The sequence below is a fragment of the Gorillibacterium sp. sgz306347 genome (genome assembly GCF_059735245.1).
In genome coordinates this window covers 60,295-79,416 of record NZ_JCAPET010000014.1, presented here as the reverse complement: position 1 = coordinate 79,416, position 19,122 = coordinate 60,295, and the positions used below count along the sequence as shown (strand labels likewise).

The following is a 19,122-nucleotide window of genomic DNA, read 5'->3' as shown; positions in this document are numbered from 1 at the left end:
GCTCCTGTATGTTGGCATCATTTTTGTTCCATAAGCTGGCTGTTCTTCCGTCTGTCCGCTTTCGTTCGGATCAGGGATACAGCGGATACCCCGTCAGACCTGCCGTCTCGTCCCAGCCCATCAGCAAGTTGAGGTTTTGAATCGCCTGTCCGGCGGCCCCCTTGACCAGGTTGTCGATGACCGAAACCACCGTCAGCCTTCCGGTCCGTTCGTCGACGGAAAGGCCGATGTCGCAGTAATTGGACCCGTACACCTCTTTGGTCGCCGGATACTGGCCCTTCGGCCGAACCCGCACAAACGGGCGGCCTTCATAATACGACCGGTACAGCGAAACCAGCTCGTCCGCCGTCCGCTTGCCGGTCAGGCTGGCGTACATCGTATTCAAAATGCCCCGCGTCATCGGCACGAGATGGGGGGTAAACGTCACCGTGACCGGCCGTCCCGCCACCCGCTCCAGCGCCTGCTCGATTTCCGGCGTATGCTGATGCTGATTCACTTTATACGCTTTGAAATTTTCGTTGATTTCCGAATAATGAGAGCCCAGGCTCAGGCCGCGCCCCGCGCCGGAGACGCCCGACTTCGCATCGATGATAATGGTGGCCGGGTCGATCCAGCCCTCCGCAACCGCCGGAATCAAACCGAGCAGCGCGGCCGTCGGATAACAGCCCGGATTGGAGATGAACCGCTTGCCCTTGACTTCGGTCCCGAACACCTCGGCAAGCCCGTATACCGCCTCTTCCAGATAACCCCGCGCGGCCGGCTCTTTTTTGTACCATTCCCGGTACACCTCTCCCGACTTCAGCCGGAAGTCGCCCGACAAATCCACGACCGTAAGCCCCGCTTCCAGCAGCCGGGGCACCAGCTCCGTACTCACGCCGTGGGGCGTGGCGGTAAAAACGACGTCCGCCTTGCTTTGCAGCAGGGGGATGTCGATGCCGTCCAGCTCCAGGTCCACCAGTCCGTTCAAGTGCGGAAACCCCTCTGCAAACGGAACGCCCGCGGTGGATGAGGAAACGACCGATGCCAGCTCCACATGCGGATGCCCCGCCAAAAGCCGGATCACTTCCACCCCGCCGTAACCGGTGGAGCCGACCACCGCCGCCCGCAATTTCTTTGTCATTCCCGAACCCCTCTCTCTGCAGCAAGCCCGTTTTCCGAAAAAAGATATGTATTATTATACGGATGTATGCATGATAATTCAACGCCTTTTTTGGAGGTCGCTTTCTTCCATTATAGCACGCGGCAATCCTGTAAAGCGAAAAAGAAAGATGGCGCAGGACTCCCCGAGTCACCGGACGGATTCACAGCCGGACCGCCAGCCCTTAGCGGCAAATTCCAACTTACTCGAACAAAAAATCCCCTTCGGGCGCGCGCCAAACGGCGCCGCCCCGAAGGGGATTCTAGCATGTTCATGCATTCCGGCTTATTCCTGTTCCGGCTCTTTGTTGATTTCCTTGCGGAGGGCGGCGTCGATCAGAAAATCGATCTCCCCGTCCATGACGGAGCCGACGTTGCCGGTTTCCGCTCCGGTCCGGTGGTCCTTTACCATGCTGTACGGATGGAAGACGTAGGAGCGGATTTGGCTGCCCCATGCGATGTCGGATTGCTCGCCGCGGATTTCGGCGAGCTCCTGCCGCTGCTCTTCAATGCGGCGCTCGTACAGCTTGGAACGAAGCATCGTCATCGCGCGTTCGCGGTTTTTGATCTGCGAGCGTTCCGTCTGGCAGGACACGACGATGCCGGTCGGCATGTGCGTGATCCGCACGGCGGAGTCGGTGGTATTGATGTGCTGCCCGCCCGCGCCGCTCGACCGGTACGTGTCGACCTTGAGGTCCTCCGTGCGGATCTCGATTTCGACCGTATCGTCAATTTCCGGCACGACGTCGCAGGAGACGAAGGAAGTGTGGCGGCGGCCGGACGCGTCAAACGGCGAGATGCGCACCAGCCGGTGGACGCCTTTCTCCGTTTTGAGGTAGCCGTAGGCGTTGTAGCCCTTGATCAGCAGCGTGACGCTTTTGACGCCGGCTTCGTCGCCGGGCAGGTAATCCAGCACCTCGACCTTGAAGCCGCGTTTTTCCGCCCAGCGGCGGTACATCCGCAGCAGCATTTCGGCCCAGTCCTGCGATTCGGTTCCGCCCGCACCGGGGTGCAGCTCCAGAATCGCGTTCAGCTTGTCGTACGGCTGGCTGAGCAAAAGCGTCAGCTCGTAAGCTTCCAGCTTGTCGACCAAAGCCCGCGTGCCGGAGGTGAGGTCGGCCAGCATGCTTTCATCCTGCTCCTCTTCCACCAGCTCCAGCATGACGGCCAGGTCTTCGTATTCACGGTTCAGCGCTTCAAAGTCGGCGGTCACCGATTTGATCGCGTTCAGCTCCGCGATGACCTTCTGAGCCCGGTCGTTGTCGTCCCAAAAGTCGGGGGCGGTCATCTTCTCCTCAAAGTCGGCGATTTGTTCCGTTTTGAGATCTAAGTCAAAGAGACCCCCTAAGGGCATGTAATCGTGCGGCTACTTCCCGCAAATCCTGTTTCACTTTCACTGAATCAAACATCGGTATCGCTCCGTTTCGTTATGTTCTAAACAATCAAGGATTGGAAAAAAGGAGCTCCGGGCCCTCTGAAATCGCTCTTTGATCGCTGCTGTTTTTGGAAGCCTTTGAATCAAGGCTGGCGCGGTCGGCTTCCAAAAACAAAGGCGAACGCTGCGCTTCTGCAGAGCGATTTCAGGCCCCTCCGCTCTCTTTTCCCCAATGGGCGGCCGTTTTCGGAGCCGCTCCGAAAACAAGGGATAGTGGAAAAAGCGGAGCTTCAGGCCCCCTGAAACCGTTCATCGATCGCTGCGCTTCCGCAGAACGGTTTCGGGTCCTTCCGCCCCTCTTTTCCCTTGCAGCTGTTACGGGAATTTCGCACCCCGTTTGGCGCCTTGCTTAAGACTGGCCGTGGCAGTGCTTGAACTTCTTGCCGCTGCCGCACGGGCAGGGATCGTTCCGGCCGACTTTCTCGTCCCGTTTGACCGGGCGCTTCTCGGCGGGCTCGGAGCCGGCGCTCGGATCGACCGCCTGTCCTTCGGCGACCGCCTGGCGCTCCAGGTTCACTTGAACCTGCGCCTTCATGATATACATCGAGACTTCTTCCTGAATGCTCTCGACCATCTGGCCGAACATTTCGAAGCCTTCGAACTGATACTCGCGCAGCGGGTCGGTTCCGCCGTAGGCGCGCAGGTGAATGCCCTGGCGGAGCTGATCCATCGCGTCGATGTGGTCCATCCACTTGCTGTCCACCGCGCGGAGCACGACAACCTTCTCGAACTCGCGCATGTTGTCCGAGCCGATGGCTTCCTCGCGCTCGTTGTACAGCTTCTCGATCCGGCCTTTGAGCATCTCCTCGATCTCTTCCGGCTCTTTGCCCCAGAGGTCGTCCCGGGTAAGCGATTCGTCGGGGAGGAAGGTGGCCTGCATGTATTTGATCAGGCCCTCGTAATCCCACTCTTCCGGGATTTGATCCTCGGGGCAGTGCGCTTTGACCGCGCGCTCCAGCGTCGGGTAAATCATGCCTTCGACAATGCCCCGGATGTTGTCGGATTCCAACACCTCGCGGCGCTGCTTGTAGATGATGTTCCGCTGCTGGTTCATTACGTCGTCATACTGCAGGACGACCTTCCGCACGTCGAAGTTGTTGCCTTCGACGCGTTTCTGGGCCGACTCGATGGCGCGGGAGACCAGACGGCTTTCGATCGGCTGGTCTTCTTCAAAGCCGAACCGCTCCATCATCGTCTTGATGTTTTCGGCGCCGAACCGGCGCATCAGCTCATCCTCCAGGGAGATGTAGAACTGGGACGAACCCGGGTCGCCCTGACGGCCCGCGCGGCCCCGCAGCTGGTTGTCGATCCGGCGGCTTTCATGCCGCTCGGTACCTATGATATGCAGCCCGCCAAGCTCCGCCACGCCCGTGCCGAGCAGAATGTCGGTCCCCCGGCCGGCCATGTTGGTCGCAATCGTTACGGCGCCCGGCTGGCCCGCTTGGGAAACGATCTCGGCTTCCTCGCGGTGGTACTTCGCGTTCAGCACCTGGTGCTTGATGCCTTTTTTCTTCAGCATGTCCGAAAGCAGCTCGGAGTTTTCAATCGAAATGGTCCCGACGAGCACCGGCTGGTTTTTGGCGTGGCGCACCGCGATTTCTTCCACGACCGCGCGGAACTTGCTCATGACGCTTTTGTAGACAACATCGGGCATGTCCTTGCGGATCATCGGCTTGTTCGTCGGCACGACGATGACGTCCAGCCCGTAAATTTTCTTGAACTCCTCTTCTTCCGTCTTCGCCGTACCGGTCATCCCGGCCAGCTTCTGGTACATCCGGAAGTAGTTCTGGAAGGTGATCGTGGCCAGCGTCATGCTTTCGTTCTGCACCTTCAGATTTTCCTTGGCTTCGATCGCCTGGTGCAGCCCTTCGCTGTAACGGCGGCCGGTCATCAGACGGCCGGTAAATTCATCGACGATAATGACTTCTTCGTCCTGAACGACATAATCCACGTCGCGCTTCATGATGACGTGGGCCTTCAGGGCTTGGGTAATGTGATGGTTCAACGTAATGTTGGCGTGGTCGTACAAGTTCTCGACGCCGAACATGCGCTCCGCCTTGGAGACCCCTTCTTCGGTCAGCATGACGGTTTTCAGCTTGATGTCCACCGTATAATCGGTTTCTTCCTTCAGCCGGGACACAAAGCGGTCGGCGGCGGTGTAGAGCTCCGTCGATTTGGCGGCTTGTCCCGAAATGATCAGCGGGGTCCGGGCTTCGTCGACCAGAATGGAGTCCACTTCGTCGACGATGGCGTAATAGAGCGGCCGCTGTACCATTTGCTCGCTGTACAGCACCATGTTGTCCCGCAGGTAGTCAAATCCGAATTCGTTGTTGGTTCCGTAGGTAATGTCGCAAGCGTACGCCGCCTGCTTGTCCGAATGATCCATATTATGAAGGTTCAGCCCGACGGTCATGCCGAGGAACTCGTAAATCTTGCCCATCTGCTCGGCGCCGACGGTCGCCAGATAATCGTTGACCGTAATCAAATGGACGCCTTTACCGGTAAGGGCGTTCAGGTACACGGGGAGCGTGCCCACGAGGGTTTTCCCTTCCCCGGTCTTCATCTCGGCGATCTTGCCGTCATGAAGCACCATGCCCCCGACCAGCTGAACGTCAAAATGCCGCATGCCGAGCACCCGGCGGGACGCTTCCCGGACGGTTGCGAAGGCTTCCGGCAGCAGGTCTTCCAGCGACTCGCCCTTTTCGTGCCTTTCTCTGTATTCAGCGGTTTTTGCGCGCAAGGCCTCGTCCGAAAGCGCCTGGAACTGCGCCTCCAGGCCGTTGATGCGCTCGACCGTTCTCATCATCCGTTTGATATCCCGTTCGTTGGAATCCCCGAACATTTTCTTAACGATTCCCAGCATGGGTGTACCCCTTTCAAAAATGCATAAATGACCGCGCACCCCATCCGGGCACACAGAAAATTGTAACAGTTTCCACTAGATGTAGCAACAATTCAAGCAGTGGCCGCCGGGCGGCATTCTTCTTTTATACGCAGCAAAACCCGATCCGTTTCAAGGAGTTTTCTCCCATCCGGAACCGGGTTTGAATTGGCTTATTCAGGACGGCTTAACGGGCCGGTTCAATCAAACCGTACGTTCCGTCGTCGCGGCGGTACACCACATTGACTTCTTCGGAAGAGTCGGAGTTGGAGAACACGAAGAAGCTGTGGCCGACCATGTTCATTTGGAGGATCGCTTCCTCCACGTTCATCGGCTTCAAGGTGAAGCGCTTCGTGCGCACAAGCTCGAATTGCTCATCCTCCTCATGCATTTGAGGCGCGTCGGGCTCTTCGACGAACGTCCTCATGCCGCTGACTTGGCGGATTTTGCGGTTCGCCTTCGTCTTGTGCTTGCGGATCTGCCGTTCCAGCTTCTCCGTCACCAGGTCGATGGAGGCGTACATGTCGGTTCCGCGAACCTCCGCACGCAGCAGCACGCCGGGCAGCGGGATGGTGACCTCGACGTTCTGGCGGTCGCGCACCACGCTCAAGGTAACGGTTACAGAGGATGTGGGGGGAGATTCAAAGTAGCGCTCCAAACGGTCGAGCTTTTTCTGAACGTAGTCCTTCAAAGCATCAGTCAATTCAAGATTGGCACCGCGGATGGTGTAATTCATATTTACTCCTCCTCTCCTCCCCATTATAGACGAAAACGGCTTCTCCTTCAAAATACTTTTACAATTCCGTTATCGCTTTCAAGAGCTGAAGCGGTTCCGCCTCAACGTGTGTCCGGCCACAAAAAACGCTCCGGAAAAACCGGAGCGCTTCTTGGAGCCGAGTGATCCATTTATGTAGGAACGGCTCTTCTACCAGCCGTCTTCTTACAGCTTCACAACGTTGGCTGCTTGCGGTCCGCGAGCGCCTTCCACGATGTCGAATTCAACTTGTTGGCCTTCGTCCAGGGACTTGAAGCCGTCAGATTGAATCGCGGAGAAGTGCACGAATACGTCGCCGCCTTCTTGCGTTTCGATGAAACCGTAACCTTTTTCTGCGTTAAACCATTTTACACGACCTTGCATGCACGAACATTCCCTTCTGTCTTCAAAATAAAGCGCTACCGCTTCCATTCGAATATAACATTCCGGCAACATCAATGTCAAACTGGTGAAAACCCGCACAATTCCTTGAATTTTCGCCTTTTTTCGCGCTTTGTCGGAGGCTCCGAAACCCGGTCGAAAGGACGCGGGGCGGACCGTGTACAAGCGGACATTTTCCGACCAAATCTTCTGAAAATTCGACAATCAACAGGTTTTTCACAAGGGGTGTTTCTTCTGAAAGCTTGTTTTCATTGAGATGAAAAGATTTGCACACATTATACACACCCTGTGGATAACTCTGTGGAGAAGTGGACAAATGGTGACAGGGGTGCAGGCGGACAACGAGCCGGGCTTTTCAGTAGGGCGTTCGAAAGAACGAGGAAAAACGGCGTCTGAGGACCGGTTTGTAGGTCAAAGGAAACGATGCACAATGGGAGAAAGAGCATTCCAAAACGGGGGCGGCTGGAGGGGGTGAAAGACAGACAGGGTTGGCTGACCGGACCGAGGCTGTGGACGGAGAATCCGGGCAGACCAACCCGGCCGGGACGATTGGAAGTCCAGCCTGTCGTTTTTGCGGAAGCTGCGTGCAAACCGAAAAAAAACGGCAGACCGGGACCGGGGCGCGGTTTCGTCTGCCGCAATGGGCCTATTGGAGATTGGTTTGGAAGCTGTCGAAACCGGCGAAGCTTGTTCGGGAAAGCTCCGCGAGCCGTTTAGTCCATTCGGCATACCGGGGCTGCCCCCTTTCGGCGAGGAACCGGCTGCGCTCCTCCTCCGTCCAGGAAGGCGCCACCGCCGCCAGTTCGGCCAAAATATCCTTCAGCCGGCTTGCCGCCAGCTTGAGCGGGAGATCGGGGCGCGGCTCCTCCAGCAGCGCATCCTCCAGCCGGTCCAGCTTCTCCAGCGCCAGCCGAAGCCGGCGGGCAAACACGTCGCCGGTATCCCAGGCCGTATCAAAGCCGATCGTTGCACGCAAGGCCTCTTCGGCGGCTGTGATTGCTGCCGTCAACCGGGCCGGCATGGAGCGGACCGGCTGAGCCCATTCCATTAATGCCCGCCTGTCGGCATCCGACAGTACGGCATAGCCGATTCCGCTGTGGCCGAGCCGGGCGTACCGCCCCTCCATCGCCATAAAGCGTACCGCCCGTGCGAGGCGGTCATGAGCTTCGGCCGCACCAGGGGGAAGCTGTACCAGCAATAGCCCGGCAGGCTTCAGCTTGCGGGCGGCATTGGCGAGCATGGCGGCAAGTTCCGAGTCCGTATGGCTCTCCGTTTGGAGGAAAATCAAATCAAAAAAGCCGTCCGCCAACGCTTCCAGCCCTTCCTCAAGCAAAGCGCAGCGCATTGCGGTCACGCCGGGTTCTTTTTCAATGACCGAAGATGTTGCCCCCTCCCGGTTGGCTGTCTTTTCGCCGGATAACGGACTTTCGGAACGCGCTGCAGCCGCCGCTGGTCCGCTCGCTGTCCCGCCGACCCCCTCGAGGAGAACCGCCACGACCCGGTTGTCGGGCGAAAACGCCGCCAGCGTCCGCGCCACAACGCGGATCGCCTCCGGGCAGCCGCCGCTTTCCCCAGCGCCGACAAAAAGCGCCCGCACCCGGCGGTACGTCCCCTGCATTAGCTGCCGGAACAGCAGCGCAACCGTCGCAAGCCGGTCAACCGCCGGAAACGGCTCCTCCCTTCCCGGTGCTCCGGGGCCGACGCCCGGTACCGACCCGGCCGGGTCGGCCAGCAGCCGGTCCAGGTGCTGAAGCAGCTCCGCATTGGTATGAACGGTGAAATTGCCCGCGTCCCCTTCATCCAGCGAAAGCACCGGCTCCAAACCGGACTGTCCCGCGTTTTTTAGAACGATATGGGCATGCAACCGAATTAATTCACGCATCGGCATTCTCCTTTAGATGAAGCAGCAGTTCAATCTTTCGGCAGATGAGCCGCCAGTCATGCCGGCGGCGCGCTTTCTCCTGAATATCGCCGCAGATCCGCCGGAGCCGCGCCTCATCCAAGCCCAGCTCCGCCAGCCGTTCCGCCAGCACGGCCGCCTGGTCCCGGGGAAATACGGCGCCATACTCCCCGTTTGACGTAATATCGTACCCCGCATCCAGGTCGCTGGAAATGATGCAGCAGCCAGACCAGGCGGCCTCCGGGAACACCAGAGGATACCCCTCCGAACGTGACGTCAGGCAAAACAGCTTTGCCTGCCGGTAAACTTCCGCCAGCTGCCGCCGATCCGTCATGGCCCCCGCAAAAACCGTTCTCGCCGCCGCTTCGGGATGAGCGGCCCGGTACTGCCTGATCCTGCTCTGAAAGGCCGGATCGATGTCCCCGACCAGCATCAGCTCCCAGTCCGGCAGACGCGAGGCGGCCGATGCGAAGGCCTCGAGCAGCACTTCGTTCGCCTTTTGCCAGATGCCGATCCGGCCGACCGTCAAAATCAGATTCCGCTTCTCACTGAACTCGACCCGTGGAGATGCGGGATCCGGGTCGTAATAGCCGTTCGGGATACAAGCCACTTTAAGCGGCCACTTGCGGGTCAGGTAACGGTGCATCCTTTCGCTTTCCACAGAAATCAAATCGCACTGCCGCAGGCAGCGCTCCATGCCCGGATTCATGGAAATCCGGTTCGCCCACCAGACGTTGGAATCCAGCTTCAAATAAATTTTGCCGCGCGGATTCAGCCGCTTGTACGTGTCGATCCAGGCCAGCGTCTCGGCGTAAATGCCGATCACGTACAAAATATCGATCCCGGCCGCATGCGCCTGTAGATAGCGCATCCCGTCCTCGGCGTAATTGCCGGTCGGCTGCTGCATAAATTCCATTCGCAGCCCCCGCACTTCGTTGTCCACATAAGGAAATTCACCGGCATACGTGACGATGACCGCCTCGTATCCAAGCTCCTTGTAAAACAAAAAGGGAATCATCCCGTGATCCTTGATCAGATGCACGTTGGAGATTCCCGGCGCCAGACAGACAAACGTTCGTCTTTGCGGCATTGCGGCACGCCCTTCCTTTCCGCCCGGCGTAGCGGGAATAAACCGGTATAGTTTATTCCGCGTTAAGGGCGGGGGGAAGGGCGAACATTGACTCAATTTGTTTTCTTTACGTCCTGGTCTTATTGTTGATCAAAGGAAGCTTTTACGAGGTACTGATAGGCTGTATACTGCTCAATCGGCGCTTGCCCAATAGAGGCCAGCTTTTCAAGGAAAGGCATGTCGCTTTCCGTCGGACCGACGCTTGTCTTGGAATATTGGACAGACGAGGAGCCCGCCCGGCGCATCATTTCATCAATCTCGGCAAGCGTGAAGAAACGGACGTGTGTGCGGTCCAGAAGCCCCGCATCTTCATAAGCAAACCTGCCGTTCAACAAATTCCTCATCAAGCTGTAATGCATAATATTCGGAATGCTGAGAAGCATCTTTCCATCCTTTTTCAGCAAGGGAGCCAGATTATTAATGGCGGACCATGGATCATACAAATGCTCGACAACATCCGCCAGAATGATATAGTCGAACGTATGGCGCTCATAATCCGGAACCTGGTGCTCTATATTTCCGGCAATAACCTCAGCAAATGTGCCGGCGATTGCGGCTGCATGCGGATTAAGCTCCATCCCGACAAGCGTGGAATCCTTGTAATAATTTCGGATTTGCAGCAGCGTTCCTCCGCATGCACAGCCAACCTCTAGAACTTTTAAAGGAGTTCCAACCGGCTCATCAATCAAACGGATGACATCCAAGCGGATGTTTGTACTGTAATGCGGGCCAAATCCCCACTTTGTCTCAAATTGTTCTCTGCTTTCTTTTAATACTGCCAGGTAATCGTTTTGCCTGACTTTAAAAGAAGATCCCCGGTGGTGATGGATAAAGGTATCCCCGCATTGCAGCAGCTTGTAGTTCTTTTGCAAAATGCGGAAGGAATAATCGTCATCCTCAAAATATCCCGTGGTAAGCTGTTCATCCCATGCGCCTACTTCCTCGACGACAGACTTTTTAATAAGGATACAAAATCCGTCAAGCTTTAAGCGCTCTTCCCATTTTGCCTTGTTGCTTTTATTATACTGCTCAGCAAACAGCTGCATCTCATTATAATTTCGATATTCGACGGATATTTTTTGGTAAGTAAAGCAGTCATTTGTGACCGGCCCTACCGCCCCGATGGAAGGATCACTATAAAGTGCGCCGGTTAAATTCTCAAGCCAACCCTTGGTAACCACTGCACTGTCGCTTAAAAAAAGGAGATTGTCTCCCGCAGCAGCGCCAATCGCTTGGTTGTATGCAGCTGCCAAGCTTATCTTTTCGTTATTGACGAGAAGCTTTAAATAAGGCTGGTTTCGTAACCATTCCAGAGCCTCTTCGGCTATATTCACACTAACGACAATAAGTTCATACTGCCCCCCGGGAGTCAATGCTCGGATGTTTTCAATGCATTGGGAGAGTTTATCCGCCCCGTTATCCGTCACAATCACGATACTTGTCTTCGTACGGCCATCTTTTTCAGATGGATAGAACGCTCCGGCATCTGAACTAGAATTCAGCAACTCTTTCCTATATTCCATCCTGTATAAAGCAAGGCTATCATTAAATCCATTTTCTGTCTTTAGTATCCCGCAGTCATGCAGACACCACGGCGATTCTTGACGAGGGATCGCCACTTCAAAGCCCTTGCGAATAAACTCCATACATTGCGATTGATCATAGAGGTGCCATCCCTTAAACAAATCCTCTCTCCAGGGCACATCGTACTGCGTCATCAAAATAAACCCGTCCAGTGATTCTACCGTTTCATATGCATCTGTTACTTCTGCGAAGGAAACCAAGTCCATTTTGCCGGTACTATTTTCGTAAACCTTTCCGATTTTGGTTGCAGAGTTCCACCAAATTCCGTCAACCGCCTGTTTTTTGGAGCCGATCATGCCCAGCATGCCAATCTGCGGGTTTTGCTGAAAAAGCCCCACCGTTTCCAGAATAAAATCCCGGTTGAGAACAAACGTATCCTGGTGGAAGTATACTTTATACTTTGCATCCGTTTGCTGCATCGCGAAGTTATAGCCGGATGTAATAGAGGAAGCGCCGGTTACAGGGAGAAGCTCAACTTCGAAATCATCCGGTATTCTCAAATTTTTTATATAGTTTACGGCTTCGGTAAACAAAACCTCATCGTTTACGCATGCGATGAAACAGACTTTTTTATCATTCATGGATGCATACCCTCCCGCGCTAAGAAATCAATCTGTTTCCTCAATGCAACGTATCTTTTATCATGCGTATTTTATTTGCAACCTCTTCGTTAGGGGCTTCGATTCGCTCCAGGTAAAGCAGTGCGGCTTCGTTTTCTCCAATCTCATGCAAAACACAGCTTAGTTGGAACAGGACCTCTGAATGATGAGGAGCAAAGAGTAATGCCTGTTCAAATAACGGGATGGTCAATTCCTCGAGGCCATTATAGAAAAACACAACAGCCAGTTCACCGAGAACCTCCGCTTTATGAATGGTTGTTTCCGAGATCGTTTCAAGGATGGCATCCAACGAAAACGCATCCTGCTGTACCCCGTTTATGAGTTCTGCCAATGCAGCTTCTTTTTCGATATCAAACTCAATTCTTCTCAAAATAAACTTCAAGTTGCTTTGCAATTCCTCTTTTTTGTTTAGCTCTTCCTGAATATCCTTCATCCAGCCGGTCACTCTCTCATCTTTTTCCGGAAGAAGATCGAACCAGGAAAGGGAAAGCTCCAGCTGCCCCATAAAATACATGGTCATTCCCAGATTAAACAAGGTGGTTGAGTTTGAACTATCTTCTTCAAATGCTTTGTTAAGGTAAGCTTGAGCCAATTGGTAATGGTTAAATTCAAGCAAACGGATGGCAAGGAAGTTGAGAAGTTCAACTTTACTTTCCTGTTGATTAAGGATAGTTATTACATCATCAAGATCAAAATTAATGAATTTATTTAAACTTTCTTCATCAGCCGTCTGTTGAATGAACTGATTTATGACCGTCTTGATTTCAGACTGGACGTCCATTTCCGCTTCCGCTTCTTTTCTCGCCACGACACGAAACTCTTTAACGTGAAGATGCTGAAATTCCCCGCCGCCCACCAAGTGCTTTACAATCTCCGCTTCATTGCCAGAGAGTGGCTCTTTCCCTTCTACAACGTACAGCGTTATATCTGAAAAGGCCGCTTTACCGAATAAAGCTTTTAGTTCATCATGACTTGGGTAGGCGAATTGCCCTCTCGGGATCTCCCCGTTTAGCAGCTTTCCTATCGTGCTGGTTTGAATCGGATTGGGATTAAGAACGTAAAGGATTCCCCCTGGTTTAAGGAGACCCTGGAGCTCGGCTAAGTACCCCGGTGTTGCAAAATCCCCCTTCAACTCATTATTCAAGATGATCGCATCAAAAAATTCACTTTTGAACTGGGTGCTCAGCTTGTCCGCCGCTCGAACCGGATGAAACGGTTTTATATAACTGGCGGCTGCAAGCTCTGCCTCATTACTGGACCATCCAAACACATTCGCCTTGGGGTATTCATTGCGGATGTCCAGCAGGTTCCCTCCGCAGCCGCAGCCGATTTCCAGCACGTTCATTTCATGATCATTCGCGAAGTGATTTTTAAGCGCTTTTGCAATATCCAGGTTCACCAGAAACCCCTTGGCCGCATCAAACGCCCATTTTTGATAGAATTTTATTCGGTTATTCCGCATCAGGTTATCATATTCAGGCGGGACCTCTTTAAAAGAAACGCTCCCGTAATGATGGATGAACGTGTCCTTACACAATAAAAGCCGATACCCGGCCCTTCTAATGCGGTGAGATATATCGTCATCTTCAAAATTCCCGGGGAAAAACTGCTCGTCAAGCAAGCCGACTTCCTTCAAAACAGAACTTTTGATGAGCATGCAGTATCCTACAAGCTTAAGCCGTTCTTCCCACCGTGTCGGATCAGAGTGATTATGGCTTTTTGCGAAAAAGTGCATGTCCTCTATTGTCGAATAATCCACCGGAATGGATTGGCCGTAGGAGGCGCTGTTGGTTACGGCACCGACAGCTCCTACGTCTTCTGCGCTAAACAAGCTGGAAAGCAGCTGATCCAGCCAGTTAGCTGTCACTACCGTATCGTTATTCAAGAGAAGAACGGCCTCTCCCGCCGCAATCTCGATTCCCTGGTTGCAAGCGCGCGGAAACCCTTCGTTTTTGTCGTTATAAATCACTTTAAGGTCCGGCTGTTCTTTAAGCCATTGAACCGTGTCATCCGACGAGTTGTTATCCACCACAATGATTTCATAGGTGTTCGGTCTTGTATATTGCCGAATGCTTTCGATACACTCAATGGTGTATGGAAGCTTGTTATAGGTGGCGATGACGATGCTGGTCAGCATAAATAAATTCCTCCATACCTCTTGGCCGTTTTCTGAGGCTCTTATAACCTTTATCGACAGTTCCCTCTCTAACCAACAGAAAAAACTTCTGGAAAATATAGAGTGGCGTGTATCAGGTTGATCTGCCAAAACAAGTGTTACGATGCTGCACAAAATCCGATATAGTAGTATAGATACATGGTTGACAGGAGGACCTATGGAAAAGCTGATTTCGTTTTGTATGATTATGAAGGATGAAGAAAAAGTTCTTCGCCGTTGTCTCGAAAGTGTGAAAGACCTTGTCGATGAAATCATTATTGTGGATACCGGGTCTACCGATAAATCGAAAGAAATTGCTGCCGAATTTACCGATTGCATCATTGATTTTGAGTGGATACAAGATTTCTCCGCAGCCCGAAATGCCGGCATAAGCAGGGCCGCCGGAAAATGGATCCTGTGGCTGGACGCCGATGAGTTCATTCAACAGGAAGATCATCAGCAACTGAGAACCTATCTGGAATCGTACGAAGCGGCTCAGCCGGTAGGGCTCATCCTTCCGATTTTTAATTACGTTGGCAATGAGAAAGACGGCAATTTTATTGAATCCTCCGCCGTGCGATTATTCTTGAACCATCCGGAGACAAGCTTCCGAAATCGCATCCACGAACAAGTGAGCTCCGTTCAAGATAACCTGTTACTGATGAAGTACAACTTTGTCATCTATCATACCGGTTACCTCACTGCGGTGCGCGAGGAAAAGGACAAACTGAATCGCAACAAGTCCATCTTCGATGAGCTTCTGTCCGAAAAGAAGCTGGATGTTTACGAAAGCTTTACATTAGGCAACGAGTTCATGGTGCAGAGGAATTTTAAAAAGGCGCTGTTCAATTATGAGAAGGCGTACAAGCGTTCATCCAAAAAAGAATCGTGGTTCGCTTATTGCCTTTACCAAATGATTCTTGCCAACAGCAGCCTGAACCGGGCGACGGATTGTATGCAACTGATTGAAGAAGGCCTCCGGATTTGGCCTCACTATTCAGACTTTTACTTTCTTCGGGCGTCTCTCTACCTTCAGTACGGAGTGTACAATCTTGCAATTGCCGACTTTGAAAAAAGCATCTCCGTTGCCGAGTCGCACGGGAAGGAACGGTTCTGGGTCCTTGCCTCTCACTACGGAACAACCTCGGCTTACGAAAAGCTTGCTTTAATCTATTCCAAATACCAGATTGATACACAAAAAGCCGTCTATTACTTAACGTTGATCATTAAAGTAAAGCCGACCGATTATGTTCATCTGCTTCAGCTCTTGGAGCTCCTTCTACTTCATGAAGAACAATCCAAGGTCGCCGCATTCCTGGAACAATTTTACCCTGCGGCCAAGGAAGAAAATGTCCTTATCTTGCTTCACCTTGTAATGAGCTTAGGGAACAAGGAGCTCGCCCGTGATTATTATCAGCTTTGCGTAGAGAGAAACATCTCCGTCTCCCCGTACAATCTGATGAAATACGGGATTATCCAGAAGGACATGCTCTTATTTGAACAATACGCAGGTTCCACCAGTCAGGATCATCACAATAAGCAAGCAATAAAACTGCATTTCGTGGCAGCTTTACTTTGGGAGGACCCCAAGTACCTGGATCAAATCCGTTCCGACGATCTTTACGAGCCGTTGGCTCAACATATGAAACACTTGTTGCGTAACGAGGGCAGGAACGATCTTGCAATGCCCGATGGAGAAGTCATTAAAGCCCTGTTAATCGACCTTTATAATTATGGGCTGCTGGAACAATATGAACGGGTATTGAACTATTTTGACAATATTGCCACCTACACGCTTAATGCTATGGGCGACTACTGTTTTGCCCATGGCAACTATGCCCTCGCCATTGATTATTATGCCACCTTAATCGATCAGGGTTTTCTTGGCATTACCGGTTACGAGAATGTCGCTTTATTTTATATCGCTCAGAATATGCAAGAGGACAGCTTGCCCTTTCTGGAAAAGGCAATCGAGCTGGCCAAATCAAAACCACACTTGTATTCGCTCTACCTGCAGAACTGCCCACCAGGCGAAGAACGGGACAAGATGAAAAAAAGAATGCAAGCTGCTTTTTCGGAAGCAAGGGTTTTGCCGTTTCTATTAAATCTCTAGAAATAAAAACAATGAGGATCGGCTGGTGCCGTCCTCATTGTTTTTTGTCCAGAAAAAAGCCTCCGGCTTGGGTTGCATAGCTGTTGCGTGCGTACAAATCTTTTGTCCGGTTGCCTCTTTGAAGTCGTGCATTTTGTTCAGCCGCTTCGTCCCGCTGCATCGTTTCGAGCCGAAGAATCTCCTGTTCCAGTCGGAAGCATTCCCGAAGCGTCTCCAACTGTTCGGAAGACCAAGAGGTACCGGACAGGAGCGTCCGAAGCTCTGCCTGCTCGGTTTGCCGGGCGGCCAACCCTTCCAGATCCGGTTCGCCGCTCTTCAGCATCTCATAGATTTCGACTGTCAGGAGCCGCATCTGTTCCAGCAAGCGGTCGGTAGAGTGGGCATTGCCGGTCATTGGGCTGCGCTCTTTTTGGTAAGTTTTAAAGCTTCTACCCACGTATCCCGAAGGTCCGTGACCAGCTCGATGGCCGTATTTAAGCTTTCTTCCTTTTTGTACAGGTTCGCTTCGGTCATTTGCTGTTTGATAAAATGGTATAAATCGCGCAGAGAAGCGGAAAGCTCATACTTCATATCCAGCGTAATGATAAACTCATCGATAATGTCCTGCGCGCGTTTAATGTTTTCATTTTTTCCGACATAATCCCCGGCGAGCAATGCGGTCTTGGCTTGCTTCAAAAATTTCAGGCATCCGTTATATAGCAACAAGGTTAACTCGCCGGGCGTGGCTGTATTGACCTGGGTTCTCATGTAAAGCTGTTGGGCCTGACTATTCAATTTCGTTACCTCTTTTCATCAATAAGTATTCCGCTGATCTCCTGAAGCTTCGCCGCAAGATCCAAAATTTTCTCGGGAGGAATCTCGCGTACAAGTTCGTTGGTGTCGCGATCAATCACTTTGACCATAATATCCCCGGTCTTCTCATGCACACTGTATTCAAACCGTTTGTTAATGCCCGCCAGCGCCTTGTTGGCCTTCTCCAGCTCTCGAACAACTGCTTCCTCGGAGATGGTTAGCTCTTGTTTTTCCTTGTGAAGCAGGTTTATAGCGCCGGTAGGCTCAAATTTTTTGGCTTTTTCCTGGACCGGCTGGCCGCCCTCCACCTTTACCGGTTTCGAGGCGCCGGAAGGAAGCGGGGAAGCAGAAGGTTGAATATCCATATTACTGGGCTCCTTTACGCAAATTGTTGCGAGAGCCATGACAGTTGTGAATTACTCTTCTGGATAGCAGTCTCCATGGCACTAAATTTTAGATAATAATAATCTTCTTTGTCAATCAGCTTGACCGACAGCCTGGAAATTTTGTCGTTTACCCCCCTCATGCTTAGCCCGAGGATTGTGTTGATATCATCGTCGATTGCCCCGACTCCTCCGGCCTTTTCCATCAATTCGGTTATTCCGGTACTGGCCTGTTCATACATACGCTGGGCAATGCCGACTTTATTGGGATCATCGGATTGGTTGGAGAACAAAGCGATTACGCTATCCGGGTCGCTGGAGAGCGCCGCCTTCAGTTTGGTTTCGTCCAGTATGATTTTACCCGAGTTCTGCTGGTTTTTGGGGTCATACGGTACGGTATCCACCCCAATGGACGATAAGGTGGAGAAGGAGCCGTCCAAGCCCGCCACGATCGCACTGGTGTCCGAACGGAAGCCCCGCAAGGCGCTTTGGAGAATCGTATCGTTTTTCAGCAGACCGCTTTTCGCCTTCTCCTCCCACAGCTTAATGTCGTTCTCTTTCATATCGGCTTTCTGTTCTTCCGTAAGCGGCGCAAACCCTTTGTATTTCGTTTCTTTTACCCGCTTGTTCAGAAGCTCGATCGTTTCGTTATACACGTTGACAAAATCTTTGATTTTGTTGAAAAGAGCATCCGTGTCCTTCACAACGGAGAGCGATTGGGGCACACCGGCTTCCGTCTTCTGCTTGAGCGTATAAGTCACATTATCGACTGTAAACGTGTTGCTGCTGCGATAGGACTCGATCCCGTCGATCTTGACGTGGGCATCCGTCCCCGATATGGAACCGGTAATTCCAAGCTTACCAAGGAGGTTGCCCGTATCCGCTCCGAGCGTTACGGTAGCCGCTACGCCTGTGCCTTTGGTTCGAAGAGAGACTTTGTCGGTGACCGAGTCGTACGTCATCGTGACGCCGGCGCTTGACTGGTTAACCTTGGTCATAATCGAAGCCAAGCTGTCCGAGGAAGTATACTCTATTTTTTGGCCGTTTATGGTAAATTCTCCGCCTGTAACAGCCGTACCAAACTTGGCCGTTTGGGAGGCGAAGGATTCCGTGGCATTCAGCTTGTAAGAAGCGCCGCTCGTAAACCCAAGCTTTGCAGCCCCGCCCGTTCCATCGTTTATTGTCAGTTGAGGAAGATACCCGGCTGTTCCGGCAGGCTTCAAATCCAACTGGTTGGAGGCCGTCAGGTTGACTTCGATGCTGCCTGCTCCAAAGGCCGAAGCCAGCTTATTGGTAAACTCGGTTTTCAGCTGTTCCGGGGTATACGTGCCTGCTTCAAGCGAAATGGTTTTGGTTACGCCGTTTAACGTGACATTCAACGTGTTCTGATCGGCCGCAACGGTCGTGGTGGCCCCCAGTGCCCCGCCGGTTAACCCCGCCTGGGAGATCGCTGCCGAACTGGACATGCTTGCGCCCGATGCCAGCTCCAGGATTTCCACGGTATGGCTAGCGACCGTTCCCCCTGTAGATGTCGCAGAGAAGTACGCATCATTCGCTGCACTAACCTTGGAGAGCGTCCAATCCCCCGACAGACGCATATTGTTCAGCGTATTGCGGAAGTTCGCCAGTTTGGTGTTCACTTCCCGGTATTGCTCCATCTGCCAACTCAACGTCTGTTTCTTGGCCTTCAAATTATCGAGCGGGATTCGTTCCGCTTTCATCAAATCCTTCACAATGGCTTCGATGTCCATCCCGGAACTCATGCCCGTTACCCGCATTGGCACGTTGACCAACCTCCTTTTTCCATCAACTCATTACTATATATATCGTATAAACG

14 protein-coding genes are annotated in these 19,122 nt (G+C 52.7%); 1 reads left to right on the top strand and 13 read right to left on the bottom strand.

What is annotated here, in order from left to right; translation table 11 throughout:
- Positions 1 to 70: 70 nt before the first annotated feature.
- The 9 genes from argC to AC6I6H_RS09920 all read right to left on the bottom strand — a co-directional run bounded on the left by argC (position 71) and on the right by AC6I6H_RS09920 (position 13,979).
- Positions 71 to 1,120: an N-acetyl-gamma-glutamyl-phosphate reductase gene (gene argC / locus AC6I6H_RS09960; RefSeq protein ID WP_497953606.1), complete on the bottom strand. Its 1,050-nt coding sequence runs from the start codon at positions 1,118 to 1,120 to the stop codon at positions 71 to 73.
- 303 nt (positions 1,121 to 1,423) lie between these two features.
- A protein-coding gene (gene prfB, locus AC6I6H_RS09955) for a peptide chain release factor 2 (RefSeq protein WP_497953605.1) occupies positions 1,424 to 2,546 on the bottom strand; the annotation gives its coding sequence in 2 pieces (ribosomal slippage) (positions 1,424 to 2,470 and positions 2,472 to 2,546; 1,122 coding nt in all).
- 375 nt (positions 2,547 to 2,921) lie between these two features.
- On the bottom strand, positions 2,922 to 5,435 hold the full coding sequence (gene secA / locus AC6I6H_RS09950; RefSeq protein WP_497953604.1) for a preprotein translocase subunit SecA: 2,514 nt from the start codon (positions 5,433 to 5,435) through the stop codon (positions 2,922 to 2,924).
- Between the two features lie 205 nt (positions 5,436 to 5,640).
- Entirely contained in the window at positions 5,641 to 6,189 is a 549-nt protein-coding gene (hpf, locus tag AC6I6H_RS09945) for a ribosome hibernation-promoting factor, HPF/YfiA family (RefSeq protein WP_497953603.1), read from the bottom strand.
- A 204-nt stretch (positions 6,190 to 6,393) separates the two neighbouring features.
- Complete coding sequence (locus AC6I6H_RS09940; protein WP_497953629.1) at positions 6,394 to 6,591, bottom strand: cold shock domain-containing protein; 198 nt, start codon at positions 6,589 to 6,591, stop codon at positions 6,394 to 6,396.
- Between the two features lie 664 nt (positions 6,592 to 7,255).
- Positions 7,256 to 8,491: a hypothetical protein gene (locus AC6I6H_RS09935; protein ID WP_497953602.1), complete on the bottom strand. Its 1,236-nt coding sequence runs from the start codon at positions 8,489 to 8,491 to the stop codon at positions 7,256 to 7,258.
- A complete protein-coding gene (locus AC6I6H_RS09930) occupies positions 8,484 to 9,599 on the bottom strand; it encodes a glycosyltransferase family 4 protein (protein WP_497953601.1) in 1,116 nt (371 codons plus the stop codon). The genes AC6I6H_RS09935 and AC6I6H_RS09930 overlap by 8 nt, the downstream gene beginning before the upstream one ends.
- Before the next feature lie 119 nt (positions 9,600 to 9,718).
- Positions 9,719 to 11,803: a glycosyltransferase gene (locus tag AC6I6H_RS09925; RefSeq protein ID WP_497953600.1), complete on the bottom strand. Its 2,085-nt coding sequence runs from the start codon at positions 11,801 to 11,803 to the stop codon at positions 9,719 to 9,721.
- A 40-nt stretch (positions 11,804 to 11,843) separates the two neighbouring features.
- Complete coding sequence (locus tag AC6I6H_RS09920) at positions 11,844 to 13,979, bottom strand: glycosyltransferase (protein ID WP_497953599.1); 2,136 nt, start codon at positions 13,977 to 13,979, stop codon at positions 11,844 to 11,846.
- 196 nt (positions 13,980 to 14,175) lie between these two features.
- Here AC6I6H_RS09920 and AC6I6H_RS09915 point away from each other — a divergent pair, with 196 nt between their 5' ends.
- Positions 14,176 to 16,110 carry a glycosyltransferase gene (locus AC6I6H_RS09915; protein ID WP_497953598.1) on the top strand — a complete coding sequence of 645 codons (1,935 nt, stop codon included), beginning with the start codon at positions 14,176 to 14,178 and terminating at the stop codon, positions 16,108 to 16,110.
- A gap of 34 nt (positions 16,111 to 16,144) precedes the next feature.
- On the opposite strand, the gene AC6I6H_RS09910 is transcribed toward AC6I6H_RS09915, so the two are convergent.
- From AC6I6H_RS09910 to fliD, 4 genes are read right to left on the bottom strand one after another with little or no spacing between them, the layout of a single operon-like run.
- Positions 16,145 to 16,504, bottom strand: a complete 360-nt coding sequence (locus AC6I6H_RS09910) for a hypothetical protein (protein WP_497953597.1) — start codon at positions 16,502 to 16,504, stop codon at positions 16,145 to 16,147.
- Positions 16,501 to 16,884: a flagellar export chaperone FliS gene (fliS, locus tag AC6I6H_RS09905; RefSeq protein WP_497953596.1), complete on the bottom strand. Its 384-nt coding sequence runs from the start codon at positions 16,882 to 16,884 to the stop codon at positions 16,501 to 16,503. The genes AC6I6H_RS09910 and fliS overlap by 4 nt, the downstream gene beginning before the upstream one ends.
- 5 nt (positions 16,885 to 16,889) lie before the next feature.
- Complete coding sequence (locus AC6I6H_RS09900) at positions 16,890 to 17,267, bottom strand: flagellar protein FlaG (protein WP_497953595.1); 378 nt, start codon at positions 17,265 to 17,267, stop codon at positions 16,890 to 16,892.
- A gap of 14 nt (positions 17,268 to 17,281) precedes the next feature.
- Complete coding sequence (gene fliD / locus AC6I6H_RS09895; protein ID WP_497953628.1) at positions 17,282 to 19,063, bottom strand: flagellar filament capping protein FliD; 1,782 nt, start codon at positions 19,061 to 19,063, stop codon at positions 17,282 to 17,284.
- Positions 19,064 to 19,122: the final 59 nt, after the last annotated feature.